Source organism: Amycolatopsis sp. NPDC003731, assembly GCF_053586895.1.
On sequence record NZ_JBSFNC010000128.1, the window covers coordinates 1 to 26537 of the forward strand.

Here is a 26537-nt window from a genome sequence, read left to right on the forward strand (position 1 = left end):
CCCTGACCTGTGGAAACAGGTCAGGGCGACCGGGTCACGCCGGGTTGGCGGCGTGGGTCAGGGTCTGCCACGCCACGAACAGGTTGTTCGAGCCCGCCGGGCGCTGGCGCTCGGTCAGCGTCTGCGTGTTCGTCATCGCGATGCCCAAGCGTGTGTTCAGCGCGTTGAAGCCCACCTCCGTCACCGGGCCGAGGCCGAGGTTCAGGTGTCCCGAACACAGCCAGGACGGCACCGCCGCGCCGAGCTGGTACTTCGCCTGGAAGCCCAGGGCCTGGCGCAGGCGCGTGCCGATCTCCGTCGAGTAGACGTCCTCGCCCTGGATGCGGAGCGTTTCCGCCACGTCCGCGATCGCCGCTATTCCGTAGCCCGTGTGGGTGAAATCGCGGCAGGTTTCCTGGGTCAGGCCGTCCACGAACGTCGATTGGCCCTGCCAGTAGCCGACGATCTGGTCGCGCGAAGACAGCCCGCTGCCCGGGACGGTCTTCGGGAGCGCGCCGTCGGACGACAAATACACGTAAGCCGCGACGCGGTTGCGGTAACGGGTCACCGCCTTGTCGTAGCTCGCCTTGTCCTCCAGGAACACCGAGATGCCGACCGCCGCCTCCATCATGGACAGTTCCCAGTTGCCGTTGCTGTTGCTGCCGTTGATCACCTTGTTCAGGTACACATTGCGCAGCATCGTCGCGAACCGGCCCGCATTCGGCCAGCTCGAATACGTGTACTTGATGATCTCCGCCGCGCGTGGCCACGACGAGCCCGCCCAGCCCGTTTGCAGCGGGGCGTTGCTGTTCGTGTGGCTCGTGATCACCGCCGACCACGCGTCCATCAACGCGATCGATTTCTGCGCGTACCGCGCGTCGCCCGTGATGTACCAGATCAGCGCGTCCGTGTACGCCGCGATCGCGTCTTCGCGCTCGTCCGTGCAGCCGTAGTTCGGGTTCGAATACGAGCCGCATTCGACCACCGCGCGCGGTTTCGGGGTCCGCGAGAGCGAGGCGTACGAGCTGGCCCGAGCCTGGTCGTACGCCGCCTTCCACGGCTGGGCGCCGGCGTTCACCTTGGCCTTGACGAAGTCCAGCTGCGGACGGCTCACCAGCACGCCCGGATGGGTGAACGCCGCCGGGGCGGCCGGAGCCGGGGTGGCCAGCACCCCCAGGAGCAGGGGGACCAGCGCGAGGACCTTGCGGAAGCGGGACATGGCTCTCCTCGAGACGACGGTGTCTGGGGGCGCGCGCCGGCTCAGTGTCATGGTCCAGACCACCGCGGGTCAAGCTTTTCTTTGTGTCCCAAAGAAAGTGTTCAGCCCGCTGAACAGGATGTTCAGCGGGCTGAACGGAACCTCAGCCGAGCCCGGCACTCACCGCGTTCAGCAAGGCGCCGGTGTCGCCCGACATCTCCCACGCCATCACGCCGAGCAGCCCGCGCGACTTGAGCCACGTCGTCTTCAGCCCGATCGACCAGGCGTCGTCGAACGTCCACCACTGCCCGCCGTTGCCCGTGTAGCACGACGTCGCGACGGCGGCCGTGTCGTGGTGGACCGTGCAGCCCGGCACGCTCGCCACCAGGTTCGCGTACCCGCGCGTGCCCGCTTCCTCGGCGAACTGGCCCGGTGCCGCGCCGGTCGCGGACTGCCACTCGCCGCTCTTCCCGCCGTCGGCGACGCCCTGCCAGCCGCGGCCGTAGAAGGCCAGGCCGAGCGTCAGCCGCCGTGGATCGACACCGGCGTTCGTGTACGCATTGATCGCGCTTTCCGCACTGAAGTGGAAGTTGTACGGGTCATCCGCGTCGGCGTACAGGTTGCCCTGGTGGCCGGTGCGGTTCGGCTCCCACGAATTGTCGCTGCCCGCGCCGTGGAAGTCGTAACCCTGCACGTTCGCGACGTCCAGGTAATTGAAGATCTTGGAAACGTCCCAGCCCGAAGCGACCTTGGCCGGGTCGGCCGGCGTGAACGCGTGCAGCTGGTACCGCTTGCCGGTGGTCGCGCCGTAGGCGTCCATCTGCGTGCGGAATTCCGCCAGCAACGCGGTCAGATTCGCTTTGTCGTTCGGGCTCCAGTGGTTCCCGGGGTGGCCGTCGGCGCTGCCGGGCCATTCCCAGTCGACGTCGATGCCGTCGAAGATGCCCGCCGCGGTGCCCGGCCCGCCCGCGCCGCCGTACGGCGCGATGTTGCCCTTGAGCCAGGTGTCCACACAGGACGAGACGAACTTCTTGCGCGACGCGTCGGTGGCCGCGACGTCCGAGAAGTACTTCGAATACGTCCAGCCGCCGAGCGAAACCAGCACCTTCAGGTTCGGGTGCTTCGCCTTGAGCTTCTTGAGCTGGTTGAAGTTGCCGCGCAGCGACTCCCAGCCGGTGTCGGCCACGCCGTCGACGGACTGCGCCGCCGCGAACGGCCGCGAGTAGTCGGCCTCGGCGTCACCGGCGCCGTCACCCTGGTTGGGGTCCTGCGGGTTGGCCGTCGTGCCCTTCGTGACCCCGGACAGGCAGGTCAGGTTCACCGGATCGATGTTCTCGAACGCGTACAGCAGATGCGTCAGCTTCGAAGCCGCGCCCGAGGTTTCCAGGTTCTTCACGAAGTACTGGCGCCCGTAGATGCCCCACTGCACGAAGTACCCGACCTTCGCGTACCCCGAGACGATGTCGCCGGTCCGGGCGGTCACCGCGGCGCTCGGCGCCGACACGTTGTCGTAGCCGTCGCGGGCGCGGACGGTGAAGGTGTACGAAGTGGACGGTGCCAGCCCGGTCACGACCGCCGACGTGGTGGTCACCGTCGCGGCCAAAGCGGACCCGCGGTAGACGTCGTAGCTGACCACGCCGGTGTTGTCCGTCGACGCCGTCCAGGCCAGGGAGATGCTTCCGGAGTCGGCGGCCGTCGAGCGCAATCCGGACGGCGCGGACGGCGCCTGCGTGTCGTCGGCCGGGTTGTTCGTCGTCACGGCCAGGGAAGTGCTCGCCGGGGACGTGTTCCCCTTGGCGTCCTTGGCTTTCACCGTGAACGAATAGGCGGTGCCCGGGGTGAGCCCGGAGATCGTGGCGCTCGTCCCGGTCACCGACGCGGCCAGGGAGGCACCCTGGTAGACGTCGTACCCGGTCACCGGAAGGGAACCGGCCGCGGAAGCGTTCCACGCCAGCGCGACGGTCTTGGTCGTCTTCGCGACCAGCCGCAGGTTCGCCGGCGCGCCCGGCGGGGTGTCCGGTGAACCGTCGCAATTGGCGTTGTCGACGCGGCACTGCGTCGGCGTTGCGGCGGCGCTGAGCCGGAAGGTCGGGCTGTACGGGTAGGTGTTGCGGCCCGGCGCCAGCGTGGCGATGTAGTACGCCGGCGTCAGCGTGACCTGGGTGCCGTTCTGGGTCACCGTGCCGTTTTCGCCGGTCGAGGCGGTGATCCCGGCGGGCAGCGTGAAGGTGATCGCCCAGTTGCTCACCGACGCGGTACCGGTGTTGGCGACGGTGTACGTGCCGGTGGTGCCGCTCATCGCCAGGGTGGCGGTCAGCGAACCGGCTGCGGCGGCGGGTGGCGCGAGCGCCGCGGTGCCGCCGAGCGCGATGAGCAAGGCGGCGAGTGCGGAGCGTAGTCGTGCGGGAGTGCGTCTCATGGCGGTTCTCCAAGCGGCACGAGGCGGGGACAACGTGGTCTAGACCACATCGAATGTAACCCGGTGCGAGGAGAACCGCGCACGCCCGAACGGCGGCAACCGGTGTCCGAACGGACGGTTAACGCCCCGAGAAGGTCGCTTTCCCCGGTCCGTCGGCGAGGAACGACTTCACGGCGTTGCGGAGGTCTTCGGTCTCGAAGAGCTCGGCCGCGATCGTCGTGATGTGCGCGTTCGCCTCGGGAACACCGCCGGCGGCGAAGTGGTCGAGCACGCGCTTGGTCGCCGCGTGGGCGCGCGTCGGTCCCTCGGCGAGCCGCCGGGCGAACGCCCGCGCCGCGTCGTCGAAGCCCTCGCTCGGCAGGACGCGGTTGACGACGTTCCAGCGCTCCAGCGTCGCGGCGTCGTAGGTGTCGCCGGTCATCACGAACTCCTTGGCGCGCCCGGCACCGGCCCGCGCGGCGAGCCGCTGGGTGCCGCCCATGGTCGGCGTCAGGCCGACGACCTTCTCGACCAGCCCGAACTTCGCGCGGTCGGCGGCGAGGATGATGTCGCAGGCGACGGCCACCTCGAACGCCCAGGTCAGGCACAGGCCGTGCGCGGCGAACACGGTCGGGAACGGCAGTGCCGCGATCCGGTCCGGCACCGCCAGCATCTCGTCGAAGAGGACCTTCGCCTCGGCCGGCGAGCCCTGGGCGTCGAACAGCGAGACGTCGACACCACCGCTGACGATCTTGCCTTCGGCGCGGATCAGCAGGGCCCGCGCGGGTCCGGCCTCCAGCTCACCGATCGCCGAGGACAGGTCGGACTGCAGCGAAGCCGTGTAGAGGTTCAACGGCGGAGCGTCGACGGTCAGGACGGCGAGCCCGCCGTCACGATCGAGGCGGACCTGCTGAGTCATGTTCACCCTGCTTCTTCGGCTTCGACGATGTCGTCCCAATACTGCTGGGCCTCGGGGCGCCAGTCGACGTGTTTGTGATGGAACAGTTCCGCCGCTTTCGTCCCGCTCCACCTCGCCGGCAGCAGCTCGGCCGGCAGCTGCGGGTCGAGGAAAGGGAACCGCCGCCACTCGTGGACGAGCTCGGTCTGCGCGCGCAGCACCGCGCGGCCACCGGTCGGGTGCAGGCCGGTGAAGCGGTCGATGAAGTCCTCGTAGCGGTCCTTCAGCTCGGTCAGGTCCCAGGACCGGGCGACCATCGACTCCTGCTCGCCGACCTCGCCGTAAGCGGCGGTGAACGACATCGCCTGCGCGTCGAGGCCGAGGTCGTTGACGATCTGCTGCGCCTCCCGCTGGCGGGTCAGGTCCGGGCTGACCCACACCCCGGCGACCGGCGAACCGAAGCCCGCCCAGGTCAGCCGCGTGCGCAGCCGGTGCCGCAGGTCGCGCTTGGCCTCCGGGACGGAGACGATCAGCATCAGCCACTGGCCGTTCCAGCGGCGTTCCTCGCGGCCGAACGCGTAGATCCGGTCGGCGCCCTCGGTCAGCAGGCGGCGCCCCGGCGGCGTCAGCGACCAGCGCACGCGGCGCCCGACGCGCTCGGAGACCACCCAGCCTTCGGCGGCGGAGCGGGCGAGCGCCTGCCGCGCCGACTTCTCCTCGATGTCGAGGATGCCCAGGACCTCGACGAGCATCGACGTCCAGACCGGCTTGTCGCGCGGCAGCGCGTACTCGCCGAGGACGGTCATCAGCAGCGACCGCGCGCTGGCGTGACTGACCTCGCGCCGCCGGCTCACCGTCGGCCGGGGCGCGGACGGACGGCCTTCCCTCGGCTTCGGCCTGCGGCCGAGGGTGACCGGGGGAGCGGGCTCGCCCATGCTGTTTCACCGACCTCACTGCGCTGGGGACTGACAACCGAACAGGGTACCCACAGTGAGTGATCAAAGCGCCACGGGACACACACTGTCGGTGGTTTTGACCTTGATCTGACAGTTCACCACGAGGTCGTAGACTCGGCTACCTCATGAGCGCAACTCTCGTCGCGAAGGACCTGGCCGCGGGCCACGGTGACCGCATTCTCTTTTCCGGCCTCGATCTCGTGGTGGCACCCGGCGACGTCGTCGGTCTGGTCGGGGTCAACGGCGCCGGCAAGTCGACGCTGCTGCGGACCCTCGCCGGCCTCGCCAAGCCGGACAGCGGTGAAGTTCGCCTGAACCCGCCGGCCGCGACGGTCGGCCACCTGCCGCAGGAGCCTGAACGGCGCGAAGGCGAGTCGGTGCGGGCGTTCCTGGCGCGCCGCACCGGCGTCTCGGCGGCGCAGGCGGACCTCGACGCGGCGACGTCGGCTCTCACCGACGGCGCAGCGGGCGCGGACGACCAGTACGCGGCGGCCCTGGACCGCTGGCTGGCTCTCGGCGGCGCCGACCTCGACGACCGGGCCGCCGAAGTGGCCGCCGACCTCGGCTTGGCCGTGGACCTGGACCAGCCGATGACCTCCCTGTCGGGCGGCCAGGCGGCCCGGGCGGGGCTGGCGTCGCTGCTGCTCAGCCGCTACGACGTCTTCCTGCTCGACGAACCGACGAACGACCTCGACCTCGACGGCCTGGCCCGCCTGGAGCAGTTCGTGTCCGGCCTCCGAGCGGCGACGGTCCTGGTGAGCCACGACCGCGAGTTCCTGGCCCGCACGGTCGACCGCGTCGTCGAGCTGGACCTGGCCCAGCAGCAGGTGAACGTCTACGGCGGCGGGTACGAGGCGTACCTGGAGGAGCGCGAGGTCGCGCGCCGGCACGCGCGTGAGGAGTACGAGGAGTACGCCGACACGAAGGCGTCCCTGGAGGCACGCGGGCGGATGCAGCGGGCGTGGATGGAGAAGGGCGTGAAGAACGCCCGCCGGAAGCAGCCCGACAACGACAAGGCGGCGCGCAAGTTCCGCACCGAGGCAACGGAGAAGCAGGCGTCGAAGGCGCGGCAGACCGACCGCATGATCGAGCGGCTGGAGGTCGTCGAGGAGCCGCGCAAGGAATGGGAGCTGCGGATGGAGATCGCCGCGGCCCCGCGGGCGGGAGCGGTGGTCGCGACGCTGCGGGGAGCGGTGGTCCGGCGCGGCGGATTCACGCTCGGGCCGGTCGACCTGCAGATCGACTGGGCGGACAAGGTCGCCATCACGGGCGCGAACGGATCCGGCAAGTCAACGCTCTTGGCGGCAATGCTGGGCCGGGTCCCGCTGTCCGACGGCGCCGCGTCCCTGGGCCCGGGTGTGGTGGTCGGCGAGGTCGACCAGGCGCGGCGGTTGTTCCTGGGCGATGTTCCGCTGGCTTCGGCGTTCGCTCGGGAGGTGCCTGAGTTCGCCGACGCCGAGGTCCGGACTTTGCTGGCCAAGTACGGCCTCAAGGCCGCGCACGTGCTCCGATCCGCCGCGACGCTATCGCCGGGCGAGCGGACGCGGGCCGCACTGGCGTTGTTGCAGGCGCGCGGCGTGAATCTCCTGGTCCTGGACGAGCCGACCAACCACCTGGACCTCCCGGCCATCGAGCAACTCGAGGCGGCGCTCGACAAGTACCCGGGGACGTTGCTCCTGGTGACACACGACCGCCGCATGCTCGACGCGGTGCACGTGACGCGCCGGCTGGTGGTGGAGGAGGGCAAGGTCAGCGAGCAGTGATCTGCGACGCTGCTGGTGCTCACGTTTTGGAGCAGTGCTCTCGTATCGGGACACCGCTTCGGTCACCGTTGTGAGCGGTGCTCTCGTTTTGGAGCGCCGCTTCGGGATTGGTTGTGAGCAGTGCTCTCGCGGGTGAGCGCTGCTTTGCTGTTGTGTGAGCAGTGCTCTCGAAAGCGATTGGCGCTCCTTGAACTTGCGTGAGCAGTGCTCTCGAATTTGAGCACCGCTTCGCCTTTGCGGTGAGCGGTGCTCACCACCGTGAGCGGCGCTCTCCAAGGTGAGCGGCGCTCTCCGAATGGGTGCGCCCGTCGTTGCTGGTTTGAGAGCGGTGCTCTTAAGTCGGAGCGGTGCCCGCGTCAGTGGGTGAGCGGGGATCTCAAAAGAGAGCAGTGCTCTGCGATGTCACCATCTGCCCTAATGGGGATGTGAGCAGTGCTCTCGGGCGAGAGCACTGCTCACCCTTTCGTCGCCCCGCCAGTCAAGCCCTTCACGAACTGTTTCTGCAACGTCAGGTAAAAAATCAGCACCGGCAGCGTCGCCAGGAACATCAGGGCGAACACGCTTCCCAGGTCCGCCTGGTACTGGCCGATCGAGCGGTAGATGCCCGTCGTGATCGTGGTGCCCTGGCTGGGGCCGAGGATGATCAGCGGGTCGATGAAGTCGTTCCAGATCCAGACGCCCAGGAAGATCAACACCGAGGCCGTTGCCGGGCGCAGCAGCGGGAACACCACTCGCCAGAACACCTGCATGCGGCTTGCTCCGTCGAGCAGGGCCGCCTCCTCCAGTTCCACCGGGACGCCGCGGATGAAGCCCGTGAACACGAACACCCCGAAGGGCACGTAGTACCCGACGTTGAACAGGATCAGGCCCTGGAGGGTCGCCATCAGGTGGGTCACGCGCAGGACGTCGGTGATCGGGATCAGGATCACCTGGGGCGGGATCATCAAGCCGGCCAACAGAACGAGCGTGAGGACCTTTGTCCAGCGCTTGGCCGAACGGGCCAGGTAGTGACCGAGCATGGCCGACAGCACCGTCAGGACCAGGATCGACAGCACCGTCACCACGATGCTGTTCGTCAAGCTGACCCAGAACAGGCCGTCCGGGCGGGTCAAGACCGCGTGGATGTTCGACAGCGTCGGCGGGATCGGCAGGGACGCCGGCTCCTTGGCGATCAGCTCGCCCTGCTTGAACACGTTCGCCAGCACCAGATACAGCGGGACGAAGAACACCGCGCTGACGAGCAACGCCACCGCGGGGCGCACCAAAGACCGCGACCGGATCACAGGTCCACCTCCCGGCGGCGGAGGAAGTTCAGCACCACCGTCGTCACCAGGGCCACGATCACCAGCATCACCACGGCCATCGCGGACGCGTAACCGACGTGGTTCGAATCGAAACCCGTCTGCAGGACGTCGAAGGCGATCGTCGCCGTGGCGCCGGAACCCGGGCCGCCGTTGGTGATCACCTTGACGTAGTCGTACGTCTTGAACGCCGAAATCAACAGCACCACCGTGTTGATCGTCAGCGACGGCGCCAACAGCGGCCAGGTGACCGCCCGGAAGCGGCGCACCGGACCCGCGCCGTCGATCTCCGCCGCCTCCAGCAGTTCCGCCGGCACGCCCTGGAGACCCGCCAGATACACCACGACGCAGAACCCGAGCATCTGCCAGCACACGATCGAGGCCACCGAATACAGGGCCACGTCCGGGTCGGACAGCCAGCCCGGCGGATTCGCGACACCCAATGCGCGCAGCAGGGAATTCAACGGTCCGCGGTCGTCGAGCAAGCGGGACCAGACGATCGACACCACCACCGAACTGAGGATCACCGGCGTGAAGAACACGCTGCGCAAAGCGTTGTACAGCCAGCCCTTCCGGTCCAGCAGCAGCGCCACGCCCAACCCCAGCACATTGGGCACGATCACCACGATCAGCGTCAGGATCGTGGTCACCTGCAGCGCCGTGAGGAACTGCGAATCGGTGAACAACAGGCGGTAGTTGTCGAAACCGACGAACTTCACCGGCGGGTTGAACGGGTTGTAGTTCGTCAGGCTGTAGCCGAAGCTGATCAGGATCGGCGCCATCACGAAACACAAGTACACGAGCACACCCGGCGCGCCGAACGACGCGAAGTGCGCCAGCCGCGGCAGGATCGGGCGGCGCCGGCGGCGGGGCCGGGCCGTGGCCGAGGGCGGGGAGGGGCGGGAAATGACGGCGGTCAAGGACGTCAGCCCGCCTTCGCCCACTCGGTGTCCAGGAACGCGCACGCGTCGGCCACCGACTTGCGGCCGGTGATGACGTCCTGGGCGGCCTGGTCGACCTTGTCCTTCATCCCGGGCAGCAACCCGTCGTCGGCGGTCTCCCAGCGGAACGCGTGCACCACGGCGTTCTGCTGCACCGCCTGCGCGTACAGGTCGTAGCCGGCCTTGAACGTCGGCCCGACGCCGGGCGGCGGTGTGTAGCCCTTGATCGCCGGGAACAGGCCGTCCGCCTTCACCGAGGCGTCCAGCTGGTCCTTGTCGAGCTGGAAACCGAGCGCGAACTTGCGGGCGGCGTCGAGGTTCGCGGCCTTGGCGTTGACGATCATCCCGCCGCCGGTGTAGGCCGGGACGACCAGCTTGCCGTCCTCGGAGGGGAAGTTGAAGATACCCACCTCGAAGTCGTGCTTCTTCGAGTCGGCGTTGGCGGCGAACCAGTTGCCCATCGGGTACATCGCGCTCTGGCCGTCCAGGAACGCCTGCTCGGTCGCCGCGTAGTCGCGCGACACGCTCGTCTTGTCCACGTACCCCTTCGCCGCGAGGTCGGCGAGCTTCGCGAACGCGTGCTGGAACGCGGGGTCGGCGAACTTCACCTTGTCCTGGCGCCGCTGGGTGAGCCAGTCCGGCATCGTGTTGTAGACCTCGGTGCTGACCAGCCCCGACAGGATCATCGACGACGGGAAGCCGTCTTTGCCGCCGCCGATGGTGAACGGCGAGAAGCCCTTTTCCTTGAGCTTGCCGGCGTCGGCGACGAGCTCGTCCCACGTCTTCGGCGGCGCCGCGATGCCCGCGTCGGCGAACATCTTCTTGTTGTAGTAGATCGGCGGGATGGTCTGCGTGTTCGCCGGCAGCTGGTAGTACTTGCCGTTCACCGGGTTGGCCTGCGGGAACTGGAAGTCCTTCAGCTCCTCGGGCGTCCACGCGTAGAGGTTGCCCGCTTCGGCGAAACCGGCCGAGTCGACGGCGATCATCACGTCCGGGAACTGGCCCGATTGCAGCAGCTGCTTCGCGTACGACGTCCGCCCGTCGGCGGTCGGCGCGACGAGCTTCTTGACCTTGATGCCCGGGTTCTTGTCCGTGACGCGCTTGATCGCCGCGTCCCAGTAGGCCGGCGTGAGGTTCGGGGTTTCGAACGTCAGGAAGGTGATCTCCGCGTCGCCGCCGCTGCCGGTGTTCGAGCCGACCGAGCACGCGCTCACCGCCAGGAGCACCGCCGCGCCCAGCGTCAGGGACCTTCTCATGTCCAAGCCACCTTCCACCATATGTGATGTATGACGCATTTGATCGGACGTATTCGTCGATGTCAAGCGCCAGGCGGCCACGAAACCGCAAGAAAGCCGAGATAGATCAGATCTTTACGCGATCGAGTCGAACGACAGTGCTGGCGAAGTCGCCGGCCGGCAACGCCAGCGGGAGGCCGTGGGAAAGAAGCACCGCGCCGCTGTGCGTCCGGCCGGAATCCGGGTCGAGGTACCGCGCGGCCGGGTCGAGGCCGTCCAGCCGCAGCGGCCGCTCCGGCGCGTTGAAGTGCGCGGACTGCCGGTAGGCGAACACGACCGCGCGATCGCCGTGGACGTACTGCAAAGCGGTGACGCCGTCGTCGACCGGCGGCCGCAGCCGGTACAGCGCGCCGTGCTGCACCGCCGGCCGGATGTCCTTGTACCGCGCGACGAGCTCGCGGGCGAGCTCGAGGTCGCCCGCGGGCCAGCGCACGATGTCGCCGCCGAGGCCGAGCACGCCGGCCATGGCGACGTGGAAGCGGAACTGCAGCGGCACCGACCGGGCCGTCACGAAGCCGGGGTTGTCGGTGACCCACGCCGACATCGCGCGGGCCGGGTAGAGCTGCCCGTAGCCGTGCTGGATCCGCAGCCGGTCGAGCGCGTCGGTGTTGTCGGAGGTCCAGACCTGGTCGGTGCGGGCGAGCACGCCGAGGTCGATCCGGCCGCCGCCGCCCGCGCACGACTCGATCCGCAGGCCCGGGTGGTCCGCGCGCAGCCGGTCGAGCAGCGCGTACACCGCGTGGGTGTGCTCCACCCACAGCCGGTCCTGGTCGGGTTCGCCCGGCCAGCCCGCTTCGCTGAACGGCCGGTTCATGTCCCACTTGAGGAAGTCGATGCCGTGCGAGCCGACCAGCCGGTCCAGCCACTCGTGCGCCCACGCGGCGACGTCCGGGCGGGCGAAGTTGAGCACCAGCTGCCGCCGCAGCTCCGAGCGGCGCCGGTGCGGGTGGTGCAGCACCCAGTCCGGGTGGGCGCGGTACAGGTCGCTGTCCGGGTTGACCATCTCGGGCTCGACCCAGATGCCGAACCGCATGCCGAGCCCGTGCACGGCGTCGACCAGCGGCTTGAGCCCGTCGGGGAAGCGGGTGCGGTTCACCTCCCAGTCGCCGAGGCCGGCGTGGTCGCCGGTGCGGGCGCCGAACCAGCCGTCGTCCATCACGAACAGCTCGACGCCGAGCGCCGCCGCCCGCTCGGCGAGGGCGCGCTGGCCCGCCTCGGTGACGTCGAATCCCGTGGCCTCCCACGAGTTGTAGAGCACCGGGCGCAGCTCTTCCGGGTGCGGCAGGACGTGCGCGAGGACGTAGGCGTGCCACGCCCGGCTCGCCGCGCCGAACCCGCCGTCGGTGTACAGCCCGGCGGACACCGGGGTGGTCAGCGGCCGTCCGGGCCCGACGCGGTGGACGACGCCGTCCTGGCCGAAGCCGCCGCTCACCGTCAGCCGCCCGGTCGACGACCGGGTGGTGGTCAGCCGCCACGACCCGCTCCACGCCAGCGCGACGCCGTAGACCTCGCCGTGGCGCTCGGTCGCCGTGCCGTCGTCGACCATCACCCAGGGATTGGCGTGGTGCCCGGTGATCCCGCGCCGGCTGGCGAAGACGGTTTCGCCGTGGGGTGCGAAGCCGCGCTGCAGCTGGGTTTCCGCGGCCCAGCGACCGGTCGCGTGGCTGAGCCGGTAGTCCTCGAAGACCGGCAGCGCCCAGGTGGCCGAGTCGGCCCGGACGACCTCGACGTCGGTGTCCGCGCTCAGCTCGGTCCAGCGTTCGAGGACATCACCGCGCAGCCGGTAGTGCAGGGTGATCCGCAGCGGGTAGTGCCGGTCGGCGAAAACCAGCCGCAGGTGATCGGCGGTGGCTTCGTGGGAGGAGAACCGCCATTCGAGGGCCCGCGTCCCGTCGGCGAAGCGGACCTGCAGGGCCGGTGTCCAGTACCGGGTCCCGCCGTCGGCGGCGAGTTCGGCGAGGCCCTCGTTCGGGTCGTTGAAGCCGTCCCACCAGGGCAGCGTTTTCCCGGTCAGCTCGACGACGTCGGCATCGGACAGCGCCGGGCCCCAGTAGACGTGCACCGGGACGTCGTCCTCGTCGAGCCGCAGCGCGTACGTGCTCGATTCCCCGGTGAGCACCCAGGTGCGGTGTCCGTCGAGGAAGCTGATCCCGGCCATGCGGGACATCCTGCTCACCGGCGCGGCCGCCAACAAGGGATGTCCCGATCACCGGTCACGGGCGGTCGGTGAGGTACCCGCCCATCGTCTTGAAGTACTCCGACGCCGGCAGCTCCGTCCCGTCGGCGGTGCGGACCCGCTCGACGAGCAGGCCGGGGGACCGGCCGCGGCGGGCGTCCGGTCCGGCCACGATCACGACGCCGTCGCCCTCGCGGATGAAGATGCGGCCCGGCGTGCCGCCGTAGTGGCCCCGCGACACCGACGCCTTCAGGATCCGCAGCTCCTCGCCGCGGTGGTAGGCGAACGCGTTGGGGTACGGGTCCGGCAGCGCGCGCACGAACCGCTCGAGGTCCGCGGGCGGCAGCGTCCAGTCGATCAGGCTGTCCCGCTTGGCCCGCTTGTGGAAGAAGCTCGCCTTCGACCGGTCCTGCGGCACCGGCGTGTACCCGGTCTCGATCAGTGAGATGGCTTCGGTGGTGATCGGCGCGATGAGGTCGACCGTGCGGTGGAAGAGGTCGGTCGTGGTGTCGGACGGCCCGACCGGGATCGCCCGCTGCAGCACGACGTCGCCGGCGTCGAGCTCGCCGTCCATCATGTGGGCGGTGACGCCGACCTCGGGCTCGCCGTTGATCATGGCCCAGATGAGCGGCGAGAAGCCCGCGTACGCCGGCAGCAGCGAGTCGTGGATGTTCAGCGTGCCGTGCCGCGGCAGCTCGAAGATCTCCGGCGGCAGCCAGGTGCGCCAGTTGTTCGCCACGATCAGGTCGAGGTCCGCGGCCTTGAGCTCGGCCAGCAGCTCGGCGTCGTCCGGCCGGGTGCGCAGCAGGACCCGGATGCCGTTCTCCGCGGCCAGGTCGGCGACCGAGTCGGCCCAGATCCGCTCGTAGGCGTGGTCGCTCTTCGGGTGGGTGACCACGACGGCGACCTCGTGGCCGGCGTCGATGAGCGCCTGGAGGGTCCGGTGCCCCCAGGTCTGGTAGCCGAACATCGCCACGCGCATTCGAGAGTGCCTTTCATGATCGGGGGACGAACATCACCACGAACGTACTAGGCGAGGCTCGCCTAAGTTAGGTTAGGGTTCCCTGAACCGTACCGGAGCGCGCGAGGGAGCAACATGACTGCAGAGGTCCCGATCTACGACATCGTCGGCGTGGGCTTCGGACCGTCGAACCTGGCCCTCGCGATCGCCCTCGCCGAGCACAACGCGGGCGCCGGGGAGCCGGTGACCGCGCACTTCCTCGAGCGGCAGCCGCGGTTCGGCTGGCACCGCGGGATGCTCATCGACACCGCGACCATGCAGGTGTCGTTCCTCAAGGACCTGGTCACCATGCGCAATCCGACCAGCGAGTTCAGCTTCCTCAACTACCTGCACGCCGCCGGCCGGCTGGTCGACTTCATCAACCACAAGAACCTCTTCCCGCTGCGCGTGGAGTTCCACGACTACTTCGAGTGGGCGGCCGCGAAGGTCGACGACGTCGTCTCCTACGGCACCGAGGTCGTCGCGGTCCGGCCGGTGTACGACGGTTCCGAAGTGGCCTACTTCGACGTCGAGGCCTCGGACGGCTCGTCCCTGCGCGCCCGGAACCTGGTGGTGGGGACCGGCCTGCGGCCCCAGCTGCCCGACGGCGTCACCGCCGGGCCGCGGATCTGGCACAACAGCGAGCTGCTGTTCCGCGTGGACGCCTTGCGCGGCGCCGACCCGAAGCGGTTCGTCGTGGTCGGGGCCGGGCAGAGCGCGGCCGAGGTCGCCGCGTTACTGCACGACGAGTTCCCGCGCGCCGAGGTGTGCGCGGTGTTCGCCCGCTACGGCTACAGCCCGGCCGACGACAGCTCGTTCGCCAACCGCATCTTCGACCCCGAGGCCGTCGACCAGTTCTACCGCGCGGGCGAGCCGGTGAAGGACCGCCTGATGCGCTACCACGGCGCGACGAACTACTCGGCCGTCGACATCGACCTGATCGACGAGCTCTACCGGCGCGTCTACCGCGAGAAGGTGCTGGGCGTGGAACGGCTGCGGCTGTTCAACGTTTCGCGCCCGGTCGAGGTGACCGACGCGGGAACGGTGACGGTCGAGTCCCTGACGACCGGCTCGCAGACGATTCTCGAAGCCGACGCGGTCGTGTACGCCACGGGCTACCGGCCCGCGGACCCGACGCCGCTGCTCGGCGAGCTGGGCGCGCGCTGCCTGCGTGACGGGTCCGGGCGCCTGCGCGTGGAGCGCGACTACCGCCTCACGACGGACTTCCCGCTGCGCGGCGGGATCTACCTGCAGGGCGGCACCGAGCACACGCACGGCATCACGTCGTCGCTGCTGTCGAACACCGCGGTGCGGGTGGGGGAGATCCTGCAGTCCGTCGTGGACCGGCGGGTGGTCGCCGAGCCGGCCGGGGAGCTCGCCGTCAGCCTGCGGTGATCTGCTCCCGCAGGATGTCGCCGTGGCCGGTGTGGCGGGCGTACTCCTCGATCAGGAACAGGTAGACGAAGCGGAGGGTGACCTCGCCTACGACCGGGTGCGTCCACCGGTCGTCGAGCGAGAAGCCCGCCGCGATCTCACGGGAACGCCGGGCGGTCCGCTCGTGCTCGGCGATCACGCCCTCGACCGTTTCGTCGTCGGCGACGGTGAAACTGACGTCCCCGGGCGTCGACGGGCCGTCGATCTCGGCCTCGCCGAGCCCGGCGATCAGCCACTGGAACCACCGGCGCTCGGCGACGGCGGCGTGCTTGACCAGCGCGATCGGCGTGGTCAGCGACGGGACCAGCCGGCGCCGGGCGTCGGTTTCCGAGAGCCCACGCGCGTTCTCGACGAGCGCGAGGCGGCCGCGGTCGAGCATGGCCTCCAGCAGTTCTCGCTCGGAGCCGGTGGTCTTTTCGGGCAGCACGTACATGCGGCCAGCTTGCCCGAGAATCAGCCCTGGTGCACCGGTGCCGGGTGGTGGCGGCCGATCGGGATGACCATCGGCGTCCCGCTCACCGGGTCCGGGCGCACCTGGCAACGGACGTCGAAGACCTCCTCGACGAGCTCCTCCGTGATCACCGCCGCCGGCTCGCCGGAGGCGACCACGCGGCCGGCCTTCATCGCGATCACGTGGTCGGCGTAGCGGCACGCCTGCGGCAGGTCGTGCAGCACCATCACCACCGTGCGGCCCTCCGCGCGGTTGAGGTCGACGACCAGGTCGAGCACGTCGATCTGGTGCGCCAGGTCCAGGTACGTGGTCGGCTCGTCGAGCAGCAGCACCGGCGTGCCCTGGGCGACCGCCATCGCGATCCACGCGCGCTGGCGCTGGCCGCCGGACAGCTCGTCCACCGGGCGGTCGGCCAGGTCGGTCATCCCGGTGGCCGCGAGCGCCGAAACGACCGCTCCTTCGTCCGAAGTGGACCATTGCCGCCACCAGCTCTGGTGCGGGGCACGGCCGCGGCCGACGAGGTCGGCCACCGTCATGCCCTCCGGCGCCACCGGGGACTGCGGCAGGATGCCGAGCCGCTGGGCGACCTGGCGGGTCGGGAGGTCCTGGATCGACCGGCCGTCGAGGTACACCCCGCCCGACTTCGGCGAGAGCAGCCGGGCCATCGTGCGCAGCAGGGTCGACTTCCCGCACGCGTTGGCGCCGACGATCGCGGTGATCTTCCCGGGCGGGATGTCGAGGTCGAGGCCGTCGATGACGACCCGGTCGTCGTAGGCGACGCGCAGGTCCTGCACGCGCAGGGACGGTGTCATCTTCTCAGCCTCCGGAGCCGGATCGGTTGGCCCTGGCCAGCAGCCAGAGCAGCAGCGGGGCGCCGAGCGCGCCGGTCACGATGCCCACCGGCAGCGGCGACGCCGTGATCGTGCGGGCCAGGATGTCGCTGCCCAGCACGACGACCGCGCCGGTGAGCGCGGACGCCGTCAGCGGCGGGGACGCCTGGCGCGCCAGGCGTTGCGCGATCTGCGGCGCGGTCAGCGCCACGAAGGAAACCGGGCCCGCGGACGCCGTCGCGAAGGCCACCAGACCGGCGCCGGACAGCAGCAGCCCGAGCCGCACCGGCTGGACCGGCGTGCCGAGCCCGGCCGCCACGTCGTCGCCGAGCTGCAGCGTCCGCATCCAGCGGGACAGGGCCAGCACGAGCGGCAGCAGCACCGCCAGCGCGCCGGCCAGCGGGACGACGTGCTCCCAGCCGCGGTTGTTCAGGTTCCCGACGAGCCAGCCGATCGAGGCCTGGGCTTCGGTGATCTGCGCGCGGCTGAGCAGGTAGTCGGTCAGGCTGGTGCACATCGCGAAGATGCCGATGCCCACCAGGATGATCCGGTAGCCGGTGGTGCCGCGCCGCCACGCGAGGACGTACACGAGCAACCCGGTCAGCAGGCCGCCCAGCAGGCCGAGCGTGGTGGTGCCGAGGCCGCCGCCGAAGCCGAAGGAAATCCCGGCGACGACGGCGGTGGCCGCGCCCGCGTTGATGCCGATCATGTCCGGGCTGGCCAGGGGGTTGCGCGTGATGGTCTGGAAGACCGCGCCGGACGCGCCGAACGCGAGCCCGGCGAGCAGTCCGGTGAGCGCCCGGGGCAGCCGCAGTTCCTGCACGATGTAGGCGGTGCCGCTGTCGCCGCCGCCGAACACCGCGGACAGGACGTCGGACACGGCGAGCGGGACGTCGCCGATCGTCATGCCCCAGCAGAACAACGCGAACGCCAGCACGGCGAGCACGACCGAGACGGCGACGAGCCGGAGCCGGACCTGGCCGGACACCGGGGGTTTGGCGAGGCGGAAGATGACGCGGTCGCGCCGGACCTGCAGCAGGCTCATCAGGACTCCACCAGCTTGCGGCGGCGGACCAGCCAGATGAAGAACGGCGCGCCGAGGAAGGCGACGATCACCCCGGCCCGGACCTCGCCGGGCCGCGCCATGACGCGGCCGAGGACGTCCGCGGCCAGCAGCAGGCAGGGTGCGAGGACCGCGGTGTAGGGCAGTAGCCAGCGGTGGTCGGGCCCGATGACGAACCGCACGGCGTGCGGGACGATCAGGCCGAGGAACACGATCGGCCCGGCTACCGCGACGGACGCGCCGGTCAGGAGCGTGACGGCCAGGGCGCCGCGCAGCCGCAGCGGGCCCAGCCGCCGTCCGAGCGCGACCGCGACGTCGTCGCCGAGCGCGAGGCTGTTCAACGCCGGCCCGGTGGCGAGCGCCAGCACCGCCCCGGCCAGGAGGAACGGCAGCACCCGCAGCAGCGAACCGCTGTCGACGCCGGCGAGCGAACCGGCCGACCAGAACCGGAAGCGGTTGAGCGCCACCGGATCCGACAGCACCATCGCGCTGGTGAACGAGCCGAGCAGCGCCGTGACGGCGGCCCCGGCGAGGGCGAGCTTGACCGGGCTCGAGCCGCTGCGGCCGCGGGTGCCGAGGAAGTAGACGACCACGGTCGCGGCCAGCGCGCCGGCGAAGGCGAACCAGATGTAGCCGTAGAGCGAGCTGACGCCGAGCACGGTGATGGAGAAGACGATGGCGAACGCGGCTCCGGCGCTGATGCCGAGCAGGCCCGGCTCGGCCAGCGGGTTGCGGGTCAGCGCCTGCATGAGCGTGCCGGACAGGCCCAGCGCGGCACCCACCAGCACCGCCAGCAGCGTCCGCGGCATCCGGACACTGTGGATGATCACCGCGTCGGCCGAACCGTCGTCGTGCCAGAGCACCTGCCAGACGGCGCCGAACGAAATCTCCTTCGACCCCAGCCAGACGCTCAGCAGGCACAGGAAAACCAGCACACCGAGAGCGGCCAGCAGACCGAGCGCGCGGCCCGTGTGTGGCGGGCGTCGCTTGAGAGCGATCCCTCCGGGGTCTGTTCGCACCGCACCTCCGACTGGTACTGATTTTAGGTAAGGCTAACCGATGGTACAGGAGTGCATCCTCACCATCCGTTTGTTAGGGTCACCTAAGTTCGCGCCCCGTTCGGGGCGCCGTGAGCAGCGGGAGGCTGGTCTACCGGTGAGCAACGGTGACGCTGTGCAGCAGCAGGGATCGAGGCTCGGGTTCTGGCGTGACCGCCTCGCCTCGGCGCCGAAGGAGCTGCCGCTGCCGGTCGACCGGCCGTACCCCGCGGAGCCCGTCTTCGCCCGGCTGGACCGGCCGCTGCCCGCCGCCGACGAACTGACCCTCCTCGCGGCGTTCACGGTGCTGGTTTCCCGATATGCGGGAACGACGGACGTCGTGGTCGGGATCGGCGCCCTGGTGCCCCTGCGGGTGGATCTGGGCGGCTCGCCGGGGTTCGGCGAAGTGGTGGCGCGCGTGCGCGAGGCACGGGACGAAGCCCTGGCGCACGAAGTTCCGTTCCGGGACTTGGTCGCCGAAGTGGGACCCGAGCCGGGGCGCGGGGGATCGGTGCTGGTCAACGTCGGTTTCAAGGCCGAGACCGACCTGGCCCTCGACCTGAACCTGACCCGCGACGGCGTGGTCTACCGCGCCGACGTCCTCGACGAATCCACTGTGGACCGGATGCTGGACCACCTCCGCACCCTCCTCGCCGACGCCCAGGAACGTCCACAGTGGCCGGTGACCCGGCTGGACCTCGTGACGGCACCGGAACGGCACCGGATCCTCGAGGAGTGGAACGACACGGACCTCGCCGCGCCGCTTTCCACGCTGCCCGGGCTGTTCGCCGCCCGCGTCCGCGAGGCGCCGGACGCCGTGGCCCTCGTCTTCGAAGACGAGGAACTCACCTACGCCGAACTCGACGCCCGCGCGAACCGGCTCGCCCACGTCCTCATCGGGCGCGGCGCCGGGCCGGAACAGGTCGTCGCGCTCGCCGTCCCCCGCTCGATCGAGATGATCGTCGCCGAGCTGGCCGTCCTCAAGGCCGGTGCCGCCTACCTGCCGCTGGACCAGGACTACCCGGCCGAGCGGATCGCGTTCATTGTGTCCGACGCCCGCCCGGTCTGCGTGGTCACCACCAGCGAGCTCGCCGGTCTCTTCGACGTCGACGTCCTGCTGCTGGACGACGTCGGCCTGGACGGCGTCCCGGCGACCGACCCGGCCGCCGCGATCGTCCCGGCCAACGCCGCCTACGTCATCTACACCTCCGGCTCCACCGGGCGCCCCAAGGGTGTCGTGGTTTCCCACGCGGGTGTCGCGAAGCTCGTCGCGACGCAGTCCGAGCGGTTCGGCGTCGGCCCGCACAGCCGGGTGCTGCAGTTCGCCTCGCCGAGTTTCGACGTCGCCTTCTGGGACCTGTGCCTCGGCCTGCTTTCGGGCGGGCGCCTGGTGATCACGCCGGCCGAACGCCGGGTGCCCGGCCCCGAACTGGCCGAATACGCGCACGCCCACGGCGTCGACTTCATGATCCTCCCGCCCGCCCTGCTCGCCGAATTCCCCGAGGACTGCGACCTGCCCCGCGACAGCGTGCTGCTGGCGGGCACCGAACGGGTGTCGCCGGAGCTGGTCCGCCGGTGGGCGCCCGGGCGGCGGATGTTCAACGCCTACGGCCCGACCGAGGCCACGACCAACTCGACGCTCGGGCTCTGCGACCCGGGGATCGCGCCGGGCTCGGCCGTGCCGATCGGCGTGCCGGACCCCGGCACCCGCGCGTACGTCCTCGACGCGCACCTCGCCCCGGTCCCGGTAGGCGTGGTCGGGGAGCTGTACCTCGCCGGAAGCGGCCTGGCGCGCGGCTATCTCGGGCGGCCGGGCCTGACGGCGGAGCGGTTCGTCGCCGACCCGTTCGGTTCCGGCGGGCGTCTCTACCGGACCGGTGACCTGGTGAAATGGCTGCCGGACGGGCGGCTCGTGTTCCTCGGCCGGGCCGACGACCAGGTCAAGATCCGCGGCTACCGCATCGAACTCGGCGAGATCGAGTCCGTGCTCGCCGAACACCCGCGGGTCGGCCAGTCGGTCGTCGTCGCGCAGGACGGGCAGCTGATCGCCTACGCCGTCCCGGTGCCCGACCGCGACCAGGCCGCCGAGCAGGGGCACGTCGACGAATGGCACGACGTCCACGAGGAGATGCTCGCCGGCTCCCACGGCATCGAGGAGAACTTCGCGGGCTGGAACTCCAGCTACGACGGTTTCGAGATCCCCCTCGGCGAGATGCGCGAGTGGCACGCGGCGACGATCGAGCGGATCCGGTCCTTGCGCCCGAAGCGGGTGCTGGAGATCGGTGTCGGCAGCGGCCTGATCCTCTCGCGGATCGCCCCGGACGCCGAAACATACTGGGGCGTCGACCTTTCCGAGAGCGCCGTCGAGAACGTCCGGCGCGAGGTCGCCGCGACGCCCTTCGCCGACCGGGTGCACCTGGCGGCCCGGCCCGCCCACGACCTGGGCGAGCTGCCGGAGTTCGACACGGTGATCATCAACTCCGTCGCGCAGTACTTCCCGAGCGCGGACTACCTCGCCGAAGTCGTCAAGACCGCCGCCGCGCGGCTGGCTCCCGGCGGGACGATCTTCCTCGGTGACCTCCGCAACCTGCGTTCGCTGCGGGCCTTCCGGACCGCCGTGGAGCTGCACCGCGGCCGGACCGACGTCGCCGCGGTGGACCAGGCGATCGCGCGCGAGGGCGAGCTCGTCCTCGACCCGGACTTCTTCCCGGCGCTGGCCCGCGGCCTCGACGGCTTCGGCGACGTCGACCTGTGGGTCAAGCGCGGCACCGCGCACAACGAGCTGACCCGCCACCGCTACGACGTCGTCCTGCGCAAGGCCGACCGGGCCGAACCGGCCGGCGAGCAGGTCGTCGCGTTCGGCGACCTCGGTGCGGTGGAACGGTTCCTGGCCGCCGAGACGCCGGAGCGGCTGCGGGTCACCGCGATCCCGGACGCGCGGCTGGCCGGCGAGCTCGCCGCGGTCCGCGCCCTGGACGCCGGCGACGCCGAGGCGGCCCTGGCCGCCCTGGACGGCCGGGACGGCGTCGACCCGGAAGCGTTGTACGCGCTCGGCGAGCGGGCCGGCTACCGCGTGGCCGTCACCTTGGCTGCCGAGGGGGGCGAGCTGGAGGCCGTCTTCTCGAGGGGCGAGGGCGGCTCCGCGTACCGCCCGGTCCGGCAGACCGGCACGCCCAGGTCGTACGCCAACAACCCCGCCGCCCGGCGCGAAACCGGTCCGCTCGTCGCCTCGCTGCGCGCCCACGTGCGGGACCGGCTGCCGCTGTACATGGTGCCCTCGGCGTTCGTCGTCCTCGACAAGCTCCCGGTGCTCGCCTCCGGCAAGCTGGACCGCAAGGCCCTGCCCAGCCCGGAGCGGTTCACCGCCGGGCCGGGCCGTGCGCCGCGCAACCCCGTCGAGCAGCTGCTGTGCGAGATGTTCGCCGACGTCCTCGGCGTGCCGCAGGCCGGCCCGGACGACGACTTCTTCGCCCTGGGCGGGCATTCCCTGCTCGCCACCCGGCTGATCCAGCGGATCCGCGCGGCCGTCGGCGCCGAGGTGCCGGTGCGGGCCGTGTTCGACGCCCCGACGCCGGCCGCGCTCGCGGACCACCTCGCCGGGGCCGTCACCGGGACCGAGCGGCGCCCGCTCGCGCGCGTCACCGAGCGGCCGGAACGGCTGCCGCTGTCGTTCGCGCAGCAGCGGCTGTGGTTCCTGCACGGCCTCGAAGGCGGCTCGGCGACCTACAACGTCCCGCTCGTCATGCGGCTGGCCGGAGAACTCGACGTCGACGCGCTGCGTGAAGCGCTCAACGACGTCGTGGCCCGGCACGAGGCCCTGCGGACGGTCTTCCCGGTCGCCGACGGCGTCCCGTACCAGGAAATCCTGCCCGAGGGGACAATCGGCCTCGCCGTCCGCGAAGTGTCCGATGTGGACTCCGAAGTGACCGCTCTGGTGCGCGGGGTGTTCGACCTCGGTGCCGGGGTCCCGGTGCGCGCGGAACTGCTCACCGACGGCCCGCGGCGGCACGTCCTGGTCCTGGTCGTGCACCACATCGCCGCCGACGGCTGGTCGCTGTCCCCCCTCTGGCGGGACATCGCCGCGGCCTACCGCGCCCGCCGGCACGGCGATGCTCCACAGTGGACGCCGCTGCCGGTCCAGTACGCGGACTACGCGCTCTGGCAGCGCGATCTCCTGGCCGTCGAGGAGGAAGCCCAGCTCGCCTACTGGCGGGAGACCCTGGACGGCCTGCCCGAGCGGATCGCGCTCCCGCTCGACCGGCCGCACCCGCCGGTGTCGGCCTACCGCGGCGGCTTCTTCACCTTCACCTGGGACGCCGGGCTCCAGGCCGCCCTCACCGACCTCGCCCGCGCCTGCGGGGCCAGCCCGTTCATGGTCGTGCACGCGGGCCTGACCGCGCTGCTGTCCCGCCTCGGCGCGGGCACCGACATCCCGATCGGCACCCCGATCGCCGGCCGCACCGACCCGGCCCTCGACGACCTCGTCGGCTTCTTCGTCAACACCCTGGTCCTGCGCGTGGACACCGGCGGCGACCCGACCTTCCGCGACCTCGTGGCCCGGGTCCGCGACCGCGGCCTCGACGCCTACGCCCACCAGGACGTCCCCTTCGAGCGCCTGGTCGAGGCCCTGAACCCGGCCCGGTCGCTGGCGCACCACCCGCTGTTCCAGACCATGCTCGCCTGGCAGAACACCCCCGGCACCGGCGTCGAGCTGCCCGGCCTGACCGTCACCGAGCAGCCGGTCGGCACCGGCACGGCCAAGTTCGACCTCTGGTTCTCCTTCACCGAGCGCCCCGACGGCCTGCACGGGCAGGCCGAATTCAACGCCGAGGTGTTCGACCGCGCGACCGTGACCGGTCTCCTCGACCGCCTGGAGACCCTGCTCCGGCAGGTCGCCGCCGCCCCGGACCGCCGCCTCGGTTCCCTGGACGTGCTCACCGCCGCCGAGCGCGACGGTCTCGAACCGACCTGGTCGGGGGCCGTCGCGGACGTCCCCGCGGTCACCGTGCCCGAGCTGTTCGCCGCCCAGGTCGCGCGGACCCCCGACCACTCCGCGCTGGTCTTCGAGGACGAAGAACTCACCTACGCCGAGCTCGACGCCGTCTCCACCCGCCTCGCCCGTGTCCTCGCCGCGCGCGGAGCCGGGCCCGAGCGCGTGGTCGCCCTGGCGCTGCCCCGCTCGACGCACCTGGTCACGGCGATCCTCGCCGTGCTGAAGACGGGCGCGGCCTACCTGCCGCTCGACCCCGGCTACCCGGCCGACCACCTCGCGTTCATGCTCGAAGACGCCGACCCGGCGCTCGTGCTGGCCGTCGCGGAGACCGCCGTCGAGGGCGCCCTGCTCCTGGACGACCCGGACACCCTGGCCGGAGTCCCGGCCGAGCCCCTCGAAGTCGCCATCCGCCCGGAGAACCCGGCCTACGTCATCTACACGTCCGGGTCGACCGGCCGGCCGAAGGGTGTCGTCGTCCCGCACGCCGGGATCGTCAACCGGCTGCTCTGGATGCAGGACGAATACGGCCTCACCGCCGAAGACCGCGTGCTGCAGAAGACGCCGTCGAGCTTCGACGTCTCGGTGTGGGAGTTCCTCTGGCCACTGCTCACCGGCGCCACCGAGGTGCTCGCCCGGCCGGACGGGCACAAGGACCCCGCCTACCTCGCCCGGCTGATCCGCGACCGCGGTGTCACGACCGTCCACTTCGTCCCGTCCATGCTCCAGGTCTTCCTCCAGGAACCGGCGGCGGGGGAGTGCACGAGCCTGCGCCGGGTGCTGTGCAGCGGCGAAGCCCTGCCCCCGGACGCCGTCGCGCAGTTCGGTCAGGTCCTCGACGCCGAACTGCACAACCTCTACGGACCGACCGAAGCCTCGGTCGACGTCACGGCCTGGCGAACATCCGTCGAGGACACTTCCGTCCCGATCGGACGTCCGGTGTGGAACACCCGCACCTACGTCCTCGACGCCGCCCTGCGGCCGGTCCCGCCGGGCACTCCCGGCGAGTTGTACCTGGCCGGTGTCCAGCTCGCCCGCGGCTACCTCGGCCGGGCCGGGCTCACCGCCGAACGGTTCGTCGCCGACCCGTTCGGCGCACCCGGCACCCGGATGTACCGCACCGGCGACCTCGCCCGCTTCCGCCGCGACGGCGTCCTCGAGTTCCTCGGCCGCGGCGACGAGCAGATCAAGATCCGCGGCTTCCGCGTCGAACCGGGCGAGATCGCCGCGACCCTGTCCGCGCACGACGACGTCGCCCACGCCGTCGTCGTCGCCCGCGAGGACCGGCCCGGCGACGTCCGGCTGGTCGGGTACGTGGTCCCCGCCGACACCTCCGGGTCCGCCGAGGAGGAGACCGAGCAGGTCGGCGAGTGGCGCGAGCTGTACGACTCGATGTACTCCGGCGACCGCGACGAGTTCGCCGGCTGGAACTCCAGCTACACCGGCGAGCCGATCCCGCGCGAAGAGATGCGGGAGTGGCGCGACGCGATCGCCGGCCGGATCCGCTCACTCCGGCCGAAGCGGGTCCTGGAGATCGGCGTCGGCAGCGGCCTGCTGCTGACCGAACTGGCCCCGGACTGCGAGACCTACTGGGGCACGGACTTCTCCGCCGAGGTCATCGCGTCGCTGGGGGAGCGGGTCGCGGCCGACCCCGCGCTCGCCGGGCGGGTCGAACTGCGCACCGGCGACGCCGCCGACCTCGGCGGCCTGCCGTCCGGGTTCTTCGACACGATCGTGCTGAATTCCGTCATCCAGTACTTCCCGAGCGGCACGTACCTCCTCGACGTCGTGCGCACGGCACTCGGCCTCCTGGCGCCGGGCGGGGCGCTGTTCGTCGGCGACGTCCGGGACCTGCGGCAGGCCCGGGCGTTCCACACCGCCGTGGCCCGGGCGCGCGGCGGCGACGTCGAGCAGCGGCTGCTGCGGGAGAAGGAACTCCTGGTGGCACCGGAGTTCTTCGCGGGCCTCGACGGGGTCGCCGCGGACATCCGGGTCAAGCGCGGCCGGGCGGTCAACGAACTCACCCAGTACCGCTACGACGTCGTCCTGCGCCCCGGCGCGGCCGAGCCGGCGCCGGGGGAGACGCTGACCTGGGGCACCGACGTGTCCACTGTGGCGGAAGTGATCGCCCGCCGAGGCGACGGCCTGCGCGTCGAAGACGTCCCGAACGGCCGCACCACCGACGGCGTGAACCCCGAAGACTGGTTCGAGCTGGGCGCGGTGGTCACCTGGTCCGCGACCGGCGACGGCTCGGTCGACGTCCTGTTCGCCGGCGACGCGGCCGGGGCGTTCCGGCCCGGCCCGGAGCCGATCCTGAGCTACACCGGCAACCCGCGGCGCTCGCGCCGGAGCACCGCGCTCCCGGCGGACCTGCGGGCCTTCGCCGCCGGACGGCTGCCCGAGCACATGGTGCCGTCGGCGATCGTCGTCCTCGACGCGCTGCCGGTGACGGCGAACGGCAAGCTCGACCGCCGCGCCCTGCCCGCCCCGGACGTGAGCGCGCCGGTGTCGGACCGCGAACCGCGCACCCTCCTCGAACGGCAGCTGTGCGAGCTGTTCGCCGACGTCCTCGGCCTGCCGCGGGTCGGCCCGGACGACAGCTTCTTCGCCCTCGGCGGCCATTCGCTGCTGGCCACCCGGCTGATCGCCCGCGTCCGCACCACGGTCGGAGCGGAGCTCGAAGTGCGGGCGGTCTTCGAGACGCCGACGCCGGCGGGCCTGGCCGGGGTGCTCGCCACCGCCCAGGGAACCGCGCGGCCGCCGCTGGTGCGCGCGAGCCGGCCGGACCTCGTCCCGCTGTCCGGCGCCCAGCAGCGGCTGTGGTTCC

At 71.1% G+C, this 26537-nt stretch carries 16 protein-coding genes; 3 read left to right on the forward strand and 13 right to left on the reverse strand.

Annotation, left to right across the window (positions count from 1 at the left end; genetic code table 11):
* Positions 1–34 precede the first annotated feature (34 nt).
* From ACWDN5_RS36090 to ACWDN5_RS36105, 4 genes are all read right to left on the reverse strand, one after another.
* Complete coding sequence (locus ACWDN5_RS36090; RefSeq protein ID WP_449679433.1) at positions 35–1198, reverse strand: alginate lyase family protein; 1164 nt, start codon at positions 1196–1198, stop codon at positions 35–37.
* 142 nt (positions 1199–1340) lie between these two features.
* A complete protein-coding gene (locus ACWDN5_RS36095) occupies positions 1341–3554 on the reverse strand; it encodes a glycosyl hydrolase family 18 protein (RefSeq protein WP_449679447.1) in 2214 nt (737 codons plus the stop codon).
* A 160-nt stretch (positions 3555–3714) separates the two neighbouring features.
* Entirely contained in the window at positions 3715–4494 is a 780-nt protein-coding gene (locus ACWDN5_RS36100) for an enoyl-CoA hydratase/isomerase family protein (protein ID WP_310973082.1), read from the reverse strand.
* A 2-nt stretch (positions 4495–4496) separates the two neighbouring features.
* Positions 4497–5408 carry a PaaX family transcriptional regulator gene (locus ACWDN5_RS36105; RefSeq protein ID WP_449679434.1) on the reverse strand — a complete coding sequence of 304 codons (912 nt, stop codon included), beginning with the start codon at positions 5406–5408 and terminating at the stop codon, positions 4497–4499.
* A gap of 146 nt (positions 5409–5554) precedes the next feature.
* On the opposite strand from ACWDN5_RS36105, the gene ACWDN5_RS36110 reads away from it, so the two are divergent.
* Positions 5555–7192 (forward strand): ABC-F family ATP-binding cassette domain-containing protein, encoded by a 1638-nt coding sequence (locus tag ACWDN5_RS36110; RefSeq protein ID WP_449679435.1) that lies wholly within the window; start codon positions 5555–5557, stop codon positions 7190–7192.
* A gap of 455 nt (positions 7193–7647) precedes the next feature.
* Here the strand turns inward: ACWDN5_RS36110 and ACWDN5_RS36115 are convergent, their stop codons facing one another.
* The 5 genes from ACWDN5_RS36115 to ACWDN5_RS36135 form a co-directional block, all read right to left on the reverse strand.
* Positions 7648–8475 carry a carbohydrate ABC transporter permease gene (locus tag ACWDN5_RS36115; RefSeq protein ID WP_449679436.1) on the reverse strand — a complete coding sequence of 276 codons (828 nt, stop codon included), beginning with the start codon at positions 8473–8475 and terminating at the stop codon, positions 7648–7650.
* Positions 8472–9437: a carbohydrate ABC transporter permease gene (locus ACWDN5_RS36120; RefSeq protein ID WP_449679437.1), complete on the reverse strand. Its 966-nt coding sequence runs from the start codon at positions 9435–9437 to the stop codon at positions 8472–8474. The genes ACWDN5_RS36115 and ACWDN5_RS36120 overlap by 4 nt, the downstream gene beginning before the upstream one ends.
* Positions 9419–10690 carry an ABC transporter substrate-binding protein gene (locus ACWDN5_RS36125; protein ID WP_449679438.1) on the reverse strand — a complete coding sequence of 424 codons (1272 nt, stop codon included), beginning with the start codon at positions 10688–10690 and terminating at the stop codon, positions 9419–9421. The genes ACWDN5_RS36120 and ACWDN5_RS36125 overlap by 19 nt, the downstream gene beginning before the upstream one ends.
* Positions 10691–10796: 106 nt before the next feature.
* On the reverse strand, positions 10797–12887 hold the full coding sequence (locus tag ACWDN5_RS36130; protein WP_449679439.1) for an alpha-galactosidase: 2091 nt from the start codon (positions 12885–12887) through the stop codon (positions 10797–10799).
* A gap of 55 nt (positions 12888–12942) precedes the next feature.
* A complete protein-coding gene (locus tag ACWDN5_RS36135; RefSeq protein ID WP_449679440.1) occupies positions 12943–13887 on the reverse strand; it encodes a methionyl-tRNA formyltransferase in 945 nt (314 codons plus the stop codon).
* A gap of 114 nt (positions 13888–14001) precedes the next feature.
* Here ACWDN5_RS36135 and ACWDN5_RS36140 point away from each other — a divergent pair, with 114 nt between their 5' ends.
* Positions 14002–15300, forward strand: coding sequence for a lysine N(6)-hydroxylase/L-ornithine N(5)-oxygenase family protein (locus ACWDN5_RS36140; RefSeq protein ID WP_449679441.1), 1299 nt, complete (start codon positions 14002–14004; stop codon positions 15298–15300).
* On the opposite strand, the gene ACWDN5_RS36145 is transcribed toward ACWDN5_RS36140, so the two are convergent.
* The 4 genes from ACWDN5_RS36145 to ACWDN5_RS36160 are packed head-to-tail and all read right to left on the reverse strand — an operon-like array spanning position 15287 to position 18702.
* Positions 15287–15772, reverse strand: coding sequence for a DinB family protein (locus tag ACWDN5_RS36145; RefSeq protein ID WP_449679442.1), 486 nt, complete (start codon positions 15770–15772; stop codon positions 15287–15289). The genes ACWDN5_RS36140 and ACWDN5_RS36145 overlap by 14 nt on opposite strands.
* A gap of 20 nt (positions 15773–15792) precedes the next feature.
* Positions 15793–16602: an ABC transporter ATP-binding protein gene (locus ACWDN5_RS36150; RefSeq protein ID WP_449679443.1), complete on the reverse strand. Its 810-nt coding sequence runs from the start codon at positions 16600–16602 to the stop codon at positions 15793–15795.
* A 4-nt stretch (positions 16603–16606) separates the two neighbouring features.
* Positions 16607–17665 (reverse strand): FecCD family ABC transporter permease, encoded by a 1059-nt coding sequence (locus ACWDN5_RS36155; RefSeq protein WP_449679444.1) that lies wholly within the window; start codon positions 17663–17665, stop codon positions 16607–16609.
* On the reverse strand, positions 17665–18702 hold the full coding sequence (locus ACWDN5_RS36160) for a FecCD family ABC transporter permease (RefSeq protein ID WP_449679445.1): 1038 nt from the start codon (positions 18700–18702) through the stop codon (positions 17665–17667). Before ACWDN5_RS36160 ends, ACWDN5_RS36155 begins: the two co-directional genes overlap by 1 nt.
* A gap of 136 nt (positions 18703–18838) precedes the next feature.
* Here ACWDN5_RS36160 and ACWDN5_RS36165 point away from each other — a divergent pair.
* The coding region (locus tag ACWDN5_RS36165; protein WP_449679446.1) for an amino acid adenylation domain-containing protein at positions 18839–26537 on the forward strand (7699 nt) is incomplete at its 3' end.